This window comes from Streptomyces sp. CA-106110 (assembly GCF_050936285.1).
Lineage (GTDB): Bacteria > Actinomycetota > Actinomycetes > Streptomycetales > Streptomycetaceae > Streptomyces.
In genome coordinates, this window is the sequence record NZ_JBNJNB010000001.1 from 4,772,745 (window position 1) to 4,787,830 (window position 15,086).

A 15,086-nucleotide genomic window follows, 5' to 3' on the forward strand; every position below is an offset into this window, starting at 1 on the left:
ACGGGACCCCGCGCCGGGCCGCCCGGCTAGACTCGCGGCCCGGATGCGGGAGGAGCGCAGACGTGGACGCAGCACCCGTACGTTTCGGCATCGTGGGCAGTGGCTGGCGGGCCGGGTTCTTCGCCCGGCTGGCGAGGGCACTGCCCGGGCGGCTGACGGTGGCCGGCGTGGTGACGCGCTCGGCGGCACGCGCCGCCCAGGTGCGGGAGGAGTGGGGGGTGCCCGCCTTCCTGACCGTCGACGAACTGTGCGGCACCGCTCCGGAGTTCGTGATCGTCTCGGTGCCCTGGGAGGTAACGCCCCAGGCCGTACGGGACCTCGTCGACCGCGGGATCCCGGTTCTCGCGGAGACACCGCCGGCCCCCGATGTGCGCGGGCTGCGGGAGCTGTGGGCCGCCGTGGGCGGCGCGACGCGCGCCGACGGCAGCGGACTCGTCCAGGTCGCGGAGCAGTACACGCTGATGCCCGGCCACGCCGCTCGGATCGCGCTCGTCCGGGAGGGCGTGATCGGCGAGGCCACCTCGGTGCAGGTGTCCTCGACGCACATGTATCACGCGATGTCGCTGATCCGGCACACGCTGGGCATCGGCTTCGGGCCCGCGACGGTGACGGCCCGCGCCTTCACCGCCCCGCTCGCCGACCCGCTGTCCCCCGGCGGCTGGTCCGACGACCTCACCCCCAAGGACGCCGTCACCACCCTCGCCCTCCTGGACTTCGGCGGGGCCCGTACGGCCCTGTACGACTTCACGGACAACCAGTGGTGGAACCCGCTGCGCGCCCGCCGGATGGTGGTGCGCGGCTCGCTCGGCGAGATCGTGGACGACACCGTGGTGCGGATGGCCGATCCGCGTACGCCCGTGGAGTCCCCGTTGGTGCGGCGCCGCACCGGAACCGACCTCAATCTGGAGGGGGCGGAGGTGCACCACATCTCCTTCGACGGACGGGTGGTGTGGCGCAACGACCACGTCGGGGCGAGCCTGTCCGAGGACGACCTCGCCGTGGTGGACCTGCTGTGCCGCACCGGCGCATGGGTGCGGGGCGCAGGGCCGGAACCGTATCCGCTGGCCGACGGCTGTCAGGACCATCTGCTGGCGCTGGCGGTCGAGGAGTCGGCGCGTACGGGGACACCGGTGACGACCGCGGTGGAGGCGTGGGCGGACCACTGATCCCCCGGTCCCCGTCACGCCCCCTGTGATCCCGTCTCAGCCGCTCACCACCGTGAGCAGAAGCCGTACCGCCTCCGCGATCGCCTCCCGGCCGCGGGCCAGATACGGGCGGGGGTCGGTCAGATCGGGCTGGGACGCGAGCGCGTCGCGGATCGCGCGGGTGAAGGCGATGCCGAGTGCGGTGCCTATGTTGACCTTCGCGATGCCGGCCCGGACGGCGCGCCGCAGTTCGTCGTCGCCGACGCCCGACGAGCCGTGCAGCACCAGCGGTACGGGCACGGCCTCCCGGAGTCGCTCGATCAGTGCGTGGTCCAGCGACGCCGAGCGCTCGGTCATCGCGTGGCTGCTGCCGACGGCGACGGCCAGGGCGTCCACACCGGTCTCCGCGACATAGCGCGCCGCTTCCCCCGGGTCGGTGCGCACCCCGGCCGCGTGGGCGCTCCCGGGGGCGCCGGGTTTGCCGCCCACATAGCCGAGTTCGGCCTCCAGCCACAGCCCCGCGCCGTGCGCCCACTGCGCCGCGGCGCGGGTCGCTTCGACATTCTCGGCGTACGGCTGTGCCCCGGCGTCGAACATCACGGAGGAGAACCCCGCGTCGGCCGCACCGCGCAGCAGCCGCATGTCGGTCACATGGTCCAGATGCAGAGCGACATCGACGGCGCACTCGAGGCCGGCCTCGGCCGCGGCCCGGGCGATCGGGTCCAGCCGCCCGCCGTGGAACCGCACGGCGTTCTCGCTGATCTGCAGGATCACCGGGATCCCGGCCGCCTCGGCGCCCGCGGTGACCCCTTCGGCGTGCTCCAGCGTGACCACGTTGAACGCCGCGACGGCCCGGTGGCCGGCGACGGCCTTCGCGACCAGGTCACGCATGGAAACCAAGGACATGGATCATTCCCCTCGCTCTGGTGGCCGGCCCTCGTCGTGGTGGGGCCGGTACGGAACGGGCCGCATCCGTACCGGGCGAGACAGGGGCGACGGTGCCGGGGCGGCGGTGGACCGGGGTGCGGCCGCCGTCCGGCGCCTCGGTGCGCGCCGGCGATCCGTCCGGTCCTACGGCAGGGGGTGCAGGATCACGCCCCGCACCACACGGTTGACCTCGCCCGAGGGGAAGGGGTTGTCGGGCCGCATGCCCCGGGCCACGGAGGCGCGCAGGGCGATGAGCTGGGCGCACACCACGGCGGGCAGGGCCAGGGCCACGTCCTCGACGTCCTCGAGGCCCGGCAGCAGCCAGGCTTCGGCGCCGCTCTGGTCCATGGCCGCCACGGGGCCTGCGGCGACCGTCACCACGCTGCCCGGGGGGAGGTTCCCGCGCAGTTCCGCGACGATGTCCAGGTCGTACAGCCGGGTGTACGGATCGTTGGACACGTACACGACCACGACCGTCCGTTCGTTGAGCACCGCCTTCGGCCCGTGCCGGAACCCCAGGGACGACTCCGCCCCGGCCACGATCGTTCCGCCGGTGAGTTCGAGCACCTTCAGCGCCGACTCCCCCGCGAGGCCCTTGAGCGCCCCGCTGCCCAGGAAGACGATGCGCTCGGGGACGCGGTCCACCAGGGCACCGACGGCAGCGTCGAGGCCGCCGTCCTCGGTGATCCACTCAGCCGCGCGGGCCAGGCACCCGGCTGTCCCGTCGTAGGCGTCGCCGCCCAGGGCGAGCAGTGCCGCGAGTGTCATGCACGTGAAGCTCGACGTCATGGCGAAGCCCCGGTCGTCGGCCGCGGCGGGCATCAGCAGCACATGCGACGCGGAGCGGTCCGTGTGTTCCCGCGCCAACTGCCCCTGCGGGTTGCAGGTGATCACCAGATGGTGCACCTCGGAGAGCACCTGATCGGCCAGGGAAGTGGCGGCCGCGCTCTCCGGGCTGTCGCCCGACCTGGCGAAGGAGACCAGCAGGGTCGGCAGGTCCTCGGCGAGGCAGCCGCGGGGGTCGGCGACGAGGTCCGTGGTGGGGACCGCGTCGACGCGCCGTCCCAGGCGCCGGGCCAGTGCCGCCTGGAGAACCTGGCCGGCGAATGCGGAGCTGCCGGCGCCGGTGAGCACCACGCGCAGGTCGTGTCGGGCCGTGAGCGGGCGCAGGAATGCGTCCAGTGACTCCCGGGAGGCGGCGACGAGCCGTTCGACCTCCCGCCACAGGGCGGGCTGCTGAGCGATCTCGCGGACGGTGTCGGCGGCTCCGTCCTCGACGGACAGGATGCCGGAGGGGATGGTCACACGAACTCCTCGTGGGTCGGGACTCGTCCTGGCCGCTGCCGGACCTCTGGTGCGGAAGGTACCCGGGCAGGGCGAACTGCGGGACTGCGTCGGCGAAGTGGCCGCCGCACCGCCCGAGGCCGGCCGGCCCGCAACGGCCCCGGGGCTCCGGCCCGCTTGCTCACTTCAGTCCGGTCAGGCTCTGCCCGACCACCGCGATCGCCCTGCTCGTCTCCCTCGTGATCGCTTTCCTTGGGCGGGAGGCACCTGCGCTCAGTCGCAGGCCGTCGTGGAGCGAGGTGTACGGAGCGGGACGGGCGCCGCGGCATCGTGGGTGGTGTGGCCGGCCGGACCCGTCGAACCCTGGGTGGTGCCGGTGACCGGGACCGGCTGCGCGACCGAGGGGTTGGAACCGAGGGGCCGGGGCAGCGGGGCGACGGGCCGCATGGCGGGATCCGCCCGGTGCTCCGCGGTGACCCGGACGCGCCCTTCACGAGTGGCCGCCGAAGAACGGCGGTTGATCAGCACCACACCGCCGATGATCACGAGTCCGCCCACCGCCTCGAGCAGTCGGGGAACCTCGGACAGCCACACGAACGAGACGACGAGGGCGACCGGCGGCACCAGGTACAGGGCGGCCGTGGAGACGGCGAGCGGCAGCCGGGCCACGGCATGGCCCCAGAGGACGAACCCCACGGCGGAGGGCAGCAGACCGAGATACGCCACCGACACCAGCGACCCCTGCGGGGCACCGGATAGGGCGCGCACAGTCGCCGGGAGCAACGGCAGCGCGAGAACGGTCCCCGCCACCATCGCGTACGTCGCGACCTCCAGCCCGCTGTAGTGGCGCAGGAGGGGCTTGGAGACGAAGTGGTACACACCCTGCACGACAGCGGCCGCGAGCACCACGAGCGCACCGGTGGAGAACCCCGTGGATCCGCCAGCGAGCGCGACGATCACGGAACCTCCGACAGCGACGGTACTGCCTGCCATGACATGGCGCGTCAGCGGCTCGGACAGGAACGCCCTGCCGAGCAGAACGCTGAAGACGGGGGCAATGGCGATCAGCATGCTCGCGGTACCCGCCGCGACATGCACCTCACCCCAGTTGAGCAGGACCTGATAGGCGGTCATGCCGGTCGCGCCGGCGAGCGCGATCAACGGCAGGTCGCGGGGCCGGGGGCGCCGCACCCCGAGGAACGGTGCGACCACGGCCAGGGCGACGGCGCCGACCGCCAGCCGCAGAAAGGACAGCGCCGCCACGCCCAGGCCGTCGACCCCGACGCGGATGGCCGGAAATGCCGAGGCCCAGAGCACCACGACGCCTGCCAGGGCGAGGAAGCTGCGGGAGCCTGTGCGTGCGTTCACATCTCTTACGGTGCGCCAGGCAAAGCAAAAGGTCCAGTTAGTTGTTATGCATCAAAGACAAAGTTTCACTGAATCAATGGGTGCGACCAGCGGACAACTATGCTTGACGATCCAGGGACGATGCGTAAGGAAGTCTTCATGCTCGACGTGAGGCGGCTCCGGATCCTGCAGTACCTGGCCACCTACGGCACGGTCGCGGCGGCGGCGCAGGCGCTGCATCTGACGGCCCCCGCCGTCTCCCAGCAACTCGCCACGCTGGAACGGGAAGTGGGGCTGCCCGTCGTGGAGAAGCAGGGGCGCACCCTGCGTCTGACCCCTGTCGGTGAGCTGCTGGTGTCCCACGCCGAGATCGTGCTCAGTGATCTGGCGTCCGCCGAGTCCGATCTGGAGGCCATCCGGGGCGGCGGCCGCGGCATCGTCCGCATCGCCGCCTTCGCCTCCGCCGCCCGGACATTGATCGCTCCGGTGTGGAATCGCGTCCTCGGCGCGGGCGAAGCAGCCGAGGTCTCGTTGATGCTGGAACTCGTCGAGCAGGAGCCCGACGCGGCCTTGGAGTCGTTGCGCCGCCGGGACGTCGATCTGGCCGTCGTCCACGCGTACACCGTCCTGCCGCGGGACGTGCCCCCCGGATGCGAGCAGACCAAGCTCCTCGAGGAACCCGTCCTCCTCGCGCTCCACCCCGATCACGCCACCCGCCTGGGAATCAGTCCGGGCGAAACCGTGGACCTGGGGCGCCTTTCCGGCAGTCCCTGGCTCACGCCGGGCCCGGAGACGTCCTGTTACGAGATGATCCAGCGTGCCTGCGGTGCCGCCGGATTCGTTCCGACCGTCCGGTCCCGCAGCAGCGACTTCTCCGTACTGACGGCGCTGGTCGCCGCGGGAGCGGGAGCCGCCCTCCTGCCCCGGATGACCCTCCCGGACGCGATACCGGGACCGATCAGTCTGCACCCCCTTCTGCACCCGGTGACCCGCACCGTCTACACGGTCAGCCGGAGCGGCACGTCCCGGCGCCCCGACATCCGCCACCTCGGCAAGCTCCTTCAGCAGGCAGCGACGGAATGCGCGGAGATTCTGCGGGAGGAGAACGGCTGAGGGTGCCGTTGCGGCGGTTGTGCGGAGGAACGGACAGCTCCCTGCCCGCGCAGCACGACCGTTGCCACCGTGTCCGCGTGGACTGACGGGTGGAAATGGCGGGCGAGCATGCCGCGGACGAGCTGCGTTCGCTGCGCGAGTGGCTGGTGGCCGAGGAACCACTGCGGGGACGGGTCCGGCTGGCTGCCGGGGCACCCGAGGAGGGCACGCTGGGCACCGGGATGGACGCCGTGGCGGTCGCCCTCGGGAACGGCGGGGCCTTCACGGTGTTCCCGACGGTCGCCGTGACGTGGCTGAAGCGGCGGACGGGCCGGACGGCTGTGAACCGGCAGGAAGCGCTGGGACCAGGCGGTGGGCAGAATTCACGCCTACCACCAGCCATGCGGCGGCTGACGAACGACGCGGCGCCGCACGCGAGTTGTCCACCGTGGCAACAAGCGGAGCGCGTCTCGGCGGGCGGCCGACCGGCCCCCGAGTCGCCCTAGGTCTGACCGACCATGGCGGCCGGTTCGACGATGCGGTCGAAGTCATCGGCGCTGATGTAGCCCGACGCCAGTGCGGCCTCGCGCAGAGTGGTGTCCTCGTCGTCGGCCCGGTGGGCGATCGCGGACGCCTTGTCGTAGCCGATGACCGGTGAGAGGGCGGTGACCAGCATGAGGGACCGGTCGACGTAGCTGTCGATCTGGTCCCGGTTGAGCTCGATGCCCTCGATGCAGTACTCGCGCATCTTGGTGGCGGCATCGGCGAGGATAGTGGCCGCGTGCAGGAAGTTGTTGATGATGACCGGGCGCATGGCGTTGAGCTCGAAGTTGCCCTGGGAGCCGGCGAACGCGATGGCGGTGTCCTCGGACAGCACCTGGATGCAGACCATGACCATGGCCTCGCACTGCGTCGGGTTGACCTTGCCCGGCATGATCGACGAGCCGGGCTCGTTGGCCGGCAGGATGAGTTCGTCGAGGCCGCAGCGGGGTCCTGAGGCCAGCCAGCGGATGTCGTTGGCGATCTTCATCAGCGGCACGGCCAGGGCGCGCAGACCGGCCGAGGCGCCGACCATGGCGTCCAGGCCGCCCTGCGCGGCGAACTTGTTCTGCGCGGTGGTGAACGGATAGCCGGTCGCGGTGGCGATCTCGGCGGCGACCTGCTCGCCGAATCCCGGTGGCGCGTTGAGCCCGGTGCCGACCGCCGTTCCGCCCATCGCGAGCTCGTACAGGCCCTCGGAGGACCGGGTGACCCGGCCGACGGCCTGCTGCAGCTGATGGGCGTAGCCCGACCATTCCTGGCCCACAGTCAGCGGGACCGCGTCCTCCAGGTGGGTGCGGCCGATCTTGACCACGTCGTGCCACTGCCGTGCCTTCGCCTCGATGGCCTGCTGCAGCGCCTTCACGCTGGGCAGCAGGTGCTCATGGATCTCCTTGACCGCGGCGATGTGCATGGCCGTCGGGAAGGTGTCGTTGGAGGACTGCCCCATGTTGACGTGGTCGTTGGGGTGGACGGGCGTCTTGCTGCCCAGTTCTCCGCCGACCAGCTGGACGGCGCGGTTGCTGATCACCTCGTTGGTGTTCATGTTGGACTGGGTCCCGGACCCCGTCTGCCACACGTACAGCGGGAAGTGGTCGTCCAGCGCGCCCGCGATGACTTCGTCGGCCACCTGCTGGATCAGGCCGGACTTCCAGCCCGGCAGCCGCCCCGCGCGCCCGTTGACGAGAGCGGCGGCCTTCTTGACGTAGCCGTAGGCGTGGTAGACCGCTTTGGGCATCCGGTCGTCCCCGATGGAGAAGTGGATCAGGGACCGCTGCGTCTGGGCGCCCCAGTACCGGTCGGCGGGGACGTCGATGGCGCCCATGGAGTCGGTCTCCCTGCGCGTGCCCACCGCGTGCAGGCCGACGGGGACGTCGAGGATCCTCGGGGCCTGGTCCTGGCCGGCCGGCCCGCTCCGGTCACCGCCGTGATGCCGGGTGGTCATGACGCCGCTCCGTCGGTGTAGACCGGCTGCCACATGGCCTCCCGGACGGCCTCGCCGATGTCGATCGGCTTGCAGGTGGCCACGCCGTCGTCGAGCGCGGCCTTGACCACCGCGATCGCGGTGATCGCCGAGGACTCGCGGAGCTTCTCGACCGGCGGCAGCAGGGAGGCGCCCGGCCCCGACGGGTCGACCTGGTCCGCGACCGCCTGTGCGGCCGCGCGCAGCATGCCCGGGGTGACCTGCGAGGCGCCGGAGACGATCGTGCCCAGGCCCAGACCGGGGTACAGGAGTGCGTTGTTGGCCTGCGCGATCTGGTAGGTCACGCCGTCATGCCGCACGGGTGGGACGGGGATGCCGGTGGCGACGAGCGCCTTGCCCTTCGACCAGGCGATGACATCGGCGGGCATCGCCTCGATCCGGGAGGTGGGGTTGGAGATGGGGAAGACGATCGGCCGCTCGGTACCCGCGGCCATGGCCTCGATGATCTCGCGGGTGAACGCCCCGTGCACGGTGGACGTGCCCAGCAGGATCGTCGGCTTGGCCCGGCGCACCGTCTCCAGCAGCGTGATCGCACCGCTGTCGTCCCGCGCCCAGTCCGCGACCTCGGCCGGATCGCGCGCGTAGGGCTGCTGGAAGTCGCGCAGGTCGTCCATGTCCCTGGTGAGCAGTCCCTGCTTGTCGATGAGCCATATCCGGGCGGCGGACTGCTTCGGATCCGCACCGCTGCGGACCATCGCGCTGTGCAACTGGTCGGCGATGCCCACCCCGGCGGTCCCGGCGCCGAAGACGATCAGTTTCTGGTCCCGCATCGGCACACCGCTCACCTTGATGGCCGACAGTGCCGCGGCCAGCGTGATGGCTCCGGTGCCCTGCAGGTCGTCGTTGAAGATCCGGTAGCGGTCGCCGTACTGCTCCAGGATCCGCCGCGCGTTGCTGGGACCGAAGTCCTCGAAGTGCAGCAGCGCGTCCGGGAACATGGACGAGGCCGTTTCCAGGTACCTCTCGATGAACGCGTCGTAGTCCGCGCCGCGCACCCGGGAGTGCCTGTTGCCCAGATACAGCGGGTCCTCCAGCAGCGCCTTGCGGTCCGTGCCCACGTCCAGCGAGACGGGCACCACGCGGCGCGGGTCGATGCCGGCGGCCGCGGTGTAGACCGCCAGCTTGCCGACCGAGATCTGGATACCGCCCACACCCCAGTCGCCGATGCCCAGGATCTGCTCGGCGTCCGTGCACACGATCAGCTGGACGTCCTCGGGCCCGAGCTGAAGCGTGGCGAAGGCCTTCTCGATCTCGTCCGGCCGGTCGATGGACAGGAAGATGCCGCGCGGGCGCCGGTATTCATAGGAGTACTTCTCGATCGCCTCACCCACGGTGGGGTCGTAGACGACCGGCAGGAGCTCCGTCAGATGGTCGGTGAGGACCCTGAAGTACAGGGTCTCGTTACGGTCGTGCAGCTGCTCCAGGTAGACGTTCTTGGCCAGGTCGCTCCCCTGGGCCTCCATCTGCTGGTAGGCACGTTCGGCCTGCCGGTCCAGGGTCAGCACGGCGGAGGGCAGACGACCGGTCAGGCCGAGGGTCTCCCGCTCCTCCTGCGTGAAGGCCACACCACGGTTCCGCAGCGGGTCCAGCAGGGCGGCGGGGGCGGCCGGGGTCCGCGCATGGCTCTCGGTCATGACAATCTCCCTCTGTGCGAATGCCGTGTCGGCGTGACCGGGTGACGTCGCGGCCACGCTCCGTGCCACGGCCGCCGGGCACGTCGGAAGGTGACGGGAGGCACCCCTCCGGTGCCTGCCGAGCAGATGTGCGGCTCCGGACATCGCCGCACAGGTCGGCGCGGCCTCGTGGAGCCGGAGCCCGAACGACACGCCGGCCAGGCGCGGAGCCGGCCTTGACCGGAACCCGTGGAGGTCGCTACGGGCGGCCCTGAGCCCGGCGGAATATGAAGGTGTGGGGCCGGCATCCCCGTGGGGGACGTCGCTCGCCGAAGCACCGCACGGCAGGCGCTCATCGTCCGTAGCGCCGCGGGCACGACTCATCGGTGCCACAGCATGACCTCAGGCTAACCACCCGCCCTCGGGCGGCGCGACCGCACGCGTCCGCCTCCCGGGACCTGCCCGGCGTCCAGCCGGCGACCGCGCTCGAACGGGCGGGGCGGCCGTGCCCACTCCATGGCCGAAGGGTCGTCTTCCGGTTCACCGGCAGAGGAACTCCCGCGTGCCTGCGCGCGGCCGGCCGCCGGACCCCGGCAACTGCGGCCCGGCGCTCCGGCCCGCCTTCGGGCGTCGCGTACTTGACGGAAGAACAGAACCCCGGCTGAAGGCAAGGCACACCACACATCGGGGGTCCGCACTGTCGGCGAACTGTCAGGAAACGTTTGCCGCACCGCGGGGTCGGCGCCTTGTACCGCACAGATCTACGCGCGTATTTTTACCCCGACTTGAAAAAGCATCACATACCCCCCACATCTCAACCGCGCCATAGACATCTGCTCCCGTCAGAAAGAGACACCCAGTGTCCTCACGCATACCCCCGGCCCTGCGCGGTCGAGGTGCCAAGGTCCTCTTCGTAGCGCTCCCGGTCGGTCTCACCGGATCGCTCCTCGCGCTTCCCTTCACCGCGCAGGCGGCACCGTCGTCGGACGCCTCCGTCTCCGAGGTGTACGGCGGCGGCGGCAACTCCGGCGCCTCCTACACCAACGACTTCATCGAGCTGGGCAACGGCGCCACCGCTCCGTTCGATCTCAACGGCTGGTCGGTCCAGTACCTGCCCGGCTCGCCCACCGCCAGCAGCAAGTGGCAGGTCACCCCGCTCACCGGCGCCATCCCCGCGGGCGGCACCTACCTGGTCCAGGAGGCCAAGGGCACCGGCGGTGACACCCCCCTGCCCGCGCCCGACGCCGTCGGCGCCATCCCGATGTCGGCGACCACCGGCACCGTGGCACTGGTCCACTCGACCACCGCCCTCACCTGCCTGACCGCGGCCGACTGCGCGGCGGACGGCACCATCAAGGACCTGGTCGGTTTCGGCACCGCCGTGGTCCGGGAGGGCTCCCCCGCCACCGGCGCGAGCAACACCGCCTCCGTCTCGCGCGACGCCAAGTTCAGCGACACCGACGACAACTCGGTGGACCTGACGGCGTCCGCGCCGAACCCCCGCAACAGCACCGGCGGCGGCACCGGCGACCCCTCGCCCACCCCCACTCCGACCCCGACCCCGACGCCCACCCCGGGCAGCCTCCGCATCCACGACATCCAGGGCACCAGCCGGATCTCGCCGCAGAACGGCAAGACCGTCACCAACGTGCCCGGCGTGGTGACCGGTGTGCGGAGCACCGGCTCGAAGGGCTACTGGATCCAGGACCCCGAGCCCGACGCGAACCCGGCCACCAGCGAGGGCCTCTTCGTCTACACCGGCTCCGCCACGCCCCTGGTCAAGGTCGGCGACTCGGTGCTCGTCTCGGGCAAGGTGAGCGAGTACTACCCGGGCGGCAAGAGCAGCGGCACGCAGTCCGTCACGGAACTGACCGGCCCGACGGCCGCCACGCTCTCCTCCGGCAACCCCCTGCCGGCGGCCCAGGTCATCGACGCGGCCACGCTACCCGAGGCCTACGCGCCGCAGGCGCAGGGCGAGAGCATCGAGTCCCTGGAGCTGCAGCCCGGCACCTACACGCTGGACTGGCTGGAGGCCCACGAGGGCATGCTGGCGCAGATCGGCGACTCCCGTGTGGTGGGCGCCACCAACGCCTACAACGAGACGTGGATCACCACCAAGCCGAACCAGAACCCGACCCCGCGGGGCGGCACGATCATCACCGGCTACGACAACCCCAACTCGGGTCGCCTCATGGTCACTTCGCTGAACGGTGACCAGCTCAAGGCCAATGTGGGCGACACCCTGTCCGGCACGACCGCGGGCCCCGTGGACTACTCCGACTTCGGCGGCTACAACATCCAGGCGACCGCGCTCGGCACGGTCCAGCCGGGCGGGCTCACGCCGGATGTGGCGACGAAGGGCAAGTCCAACGAGCTGTCCGTGGCCACGTACAACGTCGAGAACCTCGACCCGACGGACCCGCAGAGCAAGTTCGACCGGCTGGCCGCGGGAGTCGTCACCAACCTGGCGTCCCCGGACATCGTGAGCCTGGAGGAGATCCAGGACAACAACGGCGCCAAGGACGACGGAACGGTCGCGGCCGACAAGACCATCACCCAGTTCATCGACGCCATCAAGGCGGCCGGCGGCCCGGCGTACGACTGGCGCGCCATCGACCCGGTGAACGACTCGGACGGCGGCGAGCCCGGCGGCAACATCCGCAACGTCTTCCTCTTCAACCCCGATCGCGTCAGGTTCGTGGACCGGCCCGGCGGCGACTCCACAACGGGAGTCACCGCCGTCCCCACCGGCAAGCACGACGTGCAGCTGTCCGTCTCCCCGGGCCGGATCGACCCGGCGTCGAGCGCCTGGACGAGCAGCCGCAAGCCGCTGGTCGGTGAGTTCCGGTTCCAGGGCGAGCAGGTCTTCGTCGTCGGCAACCACTTCAATTCCAAGGGCGGCGACCAGCCGGTGCACGGCGCCTTCCAGCCGCCGACGCTCGGTTCCGAGACCCAGCGCGTCGCCCAGGCGAAGGAGGTCAACGCCTTCGTCTCCGACCTGCTGGCCGCGGACCGCAAGGCCAAGGTCGTCGTCCTGGGTGACCTGAACGACTACCAGTTCTCCAAGCCCCTGGCCACCTTGACCTCGGGCGGTGTCCTCACGGACCTCATCAACACCCTCCCGGCCGACGAGCGGTACAGCTACGTGTACGACGGCAACTCCCAGACGCTGGACCACATCCTGGTCTCGCCTGGCATCAAGAAGTTCGAGTACCAGGTCGTCCACATCAACTCCGAGTTCTCCGACCAGACGAGCGACCACGACCCGCAGGTGGTCCGCTTCAAGTAGCCGGCAGGCGGCCGGCTTCGAGTAGGCGGTGCCCTCCGCCTGCTGCCGTCCGAACACCCCGTGTGGCGTGCACGCGATCCGCGTGCACGCCACACGTGTTTGCAGGGCCGTTCACCTCCGCCTCAGGGGCCGACGCCTCCGGGCCCGAGGCAGCCCGCGGCCACTCCGAGCCACCAGGACGACGGAGTCGGCATGTCCTCGGTGCGCGAGCCACTCGACGATCCGGGGCAACGCCTACGGCCTGTTCATCTCCAGCGCCAATGGCATCACCGTGAGCGACAGCACGGTGTCCGACAGCCTGGAGGACGGGGTGGTGCTGCACCGCTTCGCCGCCAGCGCGGTCGTCGAACGGACCGTCTCCAAGCACAACGGCGGCGACGGCTTCCACCTCGCCCGCGCCACCGAGGAGGTCCGCATCAGCGGTTCCACGTCGGTGGACAACGGTGGCAACGGCTTCACCCTCAGCGGGCGGGCGCTGGCCGAGGGTCCCTCGGCCTCCGGTGAGTCGCTCGACACCTACGGATCCAACTCGGTGTCCAACAGCGTCGCCCGGGGCAACGCCCACTACGGCATCGAGGTCATCGGCGGCGTCGGCATCGGCATCGGCATCCAGAACAACCGGGTCGAGGGCAGCGACATGGGCATCGTCGCCCGGCTCGACGCCTCCGGGGTCGCCATCACGGGCAACCAGCTCATCGGACAGGCCCGCCAGGGCATCGCCGTGCGCGACGGCGTCACCCGCGCCACGGTGACCGGCAACGTCACCGAGGACACCGACACCGGCGTCTACATCCGGGACTCCCGGGCCGAGGTGCGCGGCAACACCGTCGAGGAGGCCCACAACCACGGTGTGACCCTGGTCGGCTCGATCGGTGGATCGGTCGTCTCCTACAACGTGATCGCAGGTGTCGGTCCCAGCGCGGTCGACAACTCGCGGGCCGGCTCCGGCATCACCATCAAGGAGAACCAGACCTTCGCCTGGCACGACACCAGTTCCTTCTGGATCAAGTTCCGGCACTACATGAGTCCCATGACGATGCTGTGGACCTCGATCCTGCTGCTGATCCTGTTCGCGGCGGGCCGCGGCCGCAAGCACAGGAACATGCTCGGCATGCACCCGTACCGGGACAAGGCACCGCTGGGCGGGCGGATGTTCGCCCTGCCCGGGGCCGAGGAGCACGCGCGCGAGAGCGAGCAGCGGCCCGAGACCGTGGGACCCGGGGCCGGGGCCCACGGCGGGCCCCGGCCCGGGCACGGCTCGCCGCCGGCGAACCCGCGGCGTCGTCCGTCCCGTCCGAAAATTTACTGTCGCACACGAACATTTGGGTAAGTGCCCGAATACGCGACCATATTCAGGTCATCACGGATGGGTGTGTAACGCGGCGGCGCTTACCGGACGCAGAAGAAGTCAGAAGCGGTACGCCGACCCGGACTGAAATTCGCAACTGAGGCGAGCATGCCGACACGACAACGCGTCAGATCGGATTTACGTGAGCCACATCGACCCGGTTTCCGGATATCAGACGTACGACCGGTCCTCGGACCCCGACCGCGCGGTGCGCCGCCAGGCCGCCGCACGCCGCACGGCACTGACCATCTGCACGATCACCGACATCGCGGCGGGTTTCCTGGGTCTGTGGATCCTGCTGTTCCTGCTCCATGCGAATCGGACGAATGTATTCGTCGAGTTCGTGCACGGCGCGGCCGACTGGCTGGCCTGGTGGGCGCAGGACATTTTCACAATGGACACAGAGGGTCTACGGGTCGTCCTTAATTATGGCCTTCCGGCTCTTCTTTATTTGCTGATCGGTCACGGAATCGCCGCACGGCTCAACCGAGCCTGACAATGCATCGGCCTTTACCGAGGCCACCACTGACCGCTGCAGCCGACGCGTTCCCGATGTTCGCGGACGCGTAACGCCTGATGTCCGCGGGCCCAGGGCCCCTGACGGGAGCGCGGTTGCCGCGGCCGGCTTCCTCACCGCCGACCACGCCGAGAACACGCACGACAGCGGAAGGACCGAATGTGGCACGCACCACGTCTGGACACGATCATCTGCCGATCTATGAGGACCTGATACGCGAACGCGGTGACGCAGTCGCGGAGGCTCAGCTGGCGGCCCAGCACATGCAGCATCAGGCAGCGGTACTGCTGACCGCACACGATGCGGCCCAGCCTGCCCACCACCATCAGCACGGCAGCGTCGGAGGCACTGCGGGCGGTCCGCTGCAGTAGGCGAACTCGCCGGGGACGACTCCCCCGGCCCTGCACGATCGACACGGCTCGGCGAACAGGCCGCCGAGCCGATCGCCATGGGGCCCGCACATGCCGATCGGCGCATGCGGGACCGCATGCGCCGATCGGC

12 protein-coding genes are annotated in these 15,086 nt (G+C 70.6%); 7 read left to right on the plus strand and 5 right to left on the minus strand.

The genetic code is table 11. The features are described 5' to 3' along the window. Positions 1–62 precede the first annotated feature (62 nt). Complete coding sequence (locus ACQEXA_RS21915) at positions 63–1,166, plus strand: Gfo/Idh/MocA family protein (RefSeq protein WP_432932079.1); 1,104 nt, start codon at positions 63–65, stop codon at positions 1,164–1,166. Positions 1,167–1,202: 36 nt separating this feature from the next. On the opposite strand, the gene ACQEXA_RS21920 is transcribed toward ACQEXA_RS21915, so the two are convergent. The 3 genes from ACQEXA_RS21920 to ACQEXA_RS21930 form a co-directional block, all read right to left on the minus strand. Next, on the minus strand, positions 1,203–2,051 hold the full coding sequence (locus tag ACQEXA_RS21920) for a class II fructose-bisphosphate aldolase (protein ID WP_432932077.1): 849 nt from the start codon (positions 2,049–2,051) through the stop codon (positions 1,203–1,205). A gap of 165 nt (positions 2,052–2,216) precedes the next feature. After that, a complete protein-coding gene (locus tag ACQEXA_RS21925; protein ID WP_432932075.1) occupies positions 2,217–3,377 on the minus strand; it encodes an SIS domain-containing protein in 1,161 nt (386 codons plus the stop codon). A gap of 252 nt (positions 3,378–3,629) precedes the next feature. Next, the gene (locus ACQEXA_RS21930) at positions 3,630–4,724 is read right to left on the minus strand and encodes a DMT family transporter (RefSeq protein ID WP_432932073.1); all 1,095 of its coding nucleotides are present in this window, start codon (positions 4,722–4,724) and stop codon (positions 3,630–3,632) included. Between the two features lie 138 nt (positions 4,725–4,862). Here ACQEXA_RS21930 and ACQEXA_RS21935 point away from each other — a divergent pair, with 138 nt between their 5' ends. Both ACQEXA_RS21935 and ACQEXA_RS21940 read left to right on the plus strand, forming a co-directional pair. Then, entirely contained in the window at positions 4,863–5,816 is a 954-nt protein-coding gene (locus ACQEXA_RS21935) for a LysR family transcriptional regulator (protein WP_433130784.1), read from the plus strand. 95 nt (positions 5,817–5,911) lie between these two features. Next, a complete protein-coding gene (locus tag ACQEXA_RS21940) occupies positions 5,912–6,301 on the plus strand; it encodes an effector-associated constant component EACC1 (protein WP_432932069.1) in 390 nt (129 codons plus the stop codon). Here ACQEXA_RS21940 and fumC read toward each other — a convergent pair. Together fumC and ACQEXA_RS21950 are read right to left on the minus strand one after the other, a co-directional pair. Then, positions 6,298–7,779, minus strand: coding sequence for a class II fumarate hydratase (gene fumC, locus ACQEXA_RS21945; protein ID WP_432932067.1), 1,482 nt, complete (start codon positions 7,777–7,779; stop codon positions 6,298–6,300). The two genes, ACQEXA_RS21940 and fumC, sit on opposite strands and share 4 nt — an antisense overlap. Next, complete coding sequence (locus ACQEXA_RS21950) at positions 7,776–9,452, minus strand: NAD-dependent malic enzyme (RefSeq protein WP_432932065.1); 1,677 nt, start codon at positions 9,450–9,452, stop codon at positions 7,776–7,778. The genes fumC and ACQEXA_RS21950 overlap by 4 nt, the downstream gene beginning before the upstream one ends. 838 nt (positions 9,453–10,290) lie before the next feature. Between ACQEXA_RS21950 and ACQEXA_RS21955 the strand changes: the two genes are divergently transcribed. From ACQEXA_RS21955 to ACQEXA_RS21970, 4 genes are all read left to right on the plus strand, one after another. Next, complete coding sequence (locus tag ACQEXA_RS21955; protein WP_432932063.1) at positions 10,291–12,720, plus strand: endonuclease/exonuclease/phosphatase family protein; 2,430 nt, start codon at positions 10,291–10,293, stop codon at positions 12,718–12,720. 82 nt (positions 12,721–12,802) lie between these two features. Next, positions 12,803–14,050 (plus strand): right-handed parallel beta-helix repeat-containing protein, encoded by a 1,248-nt coding sequence (locus tag ACQEXA_RS21960; protein ID WP_433134590.1) that lies wholly within the window; start codon positions 12,803–12,805, stop codon positions 14,048–14,050. Between the two features lie 160 nt (positions 14,051–14,210). Beyond that, a complete protein-coding gene (locus ACQEXA_RS21965) occupies positions 14,211–14,564 on the plus strand; it encodes a hypothetical protein (protein WP_432932059.1) in 354 nt (117 codons plus the stop codon). A 182-nt stretch (positions 14,565–14,746) separates the two neighbouring features. Further along, positions 14,747–14,956, plus strand: a complete 210-nt coding sequence (locus ACQEXA_RS21970) for a hypothetical protein (RefSeq protein ID WP_432932058.1) — start codon at positions 14,747–14,749, stop codon at positions 14,954–14,956. Positions 14,957–15,086 lie beyond the last annotated feature (130 nt).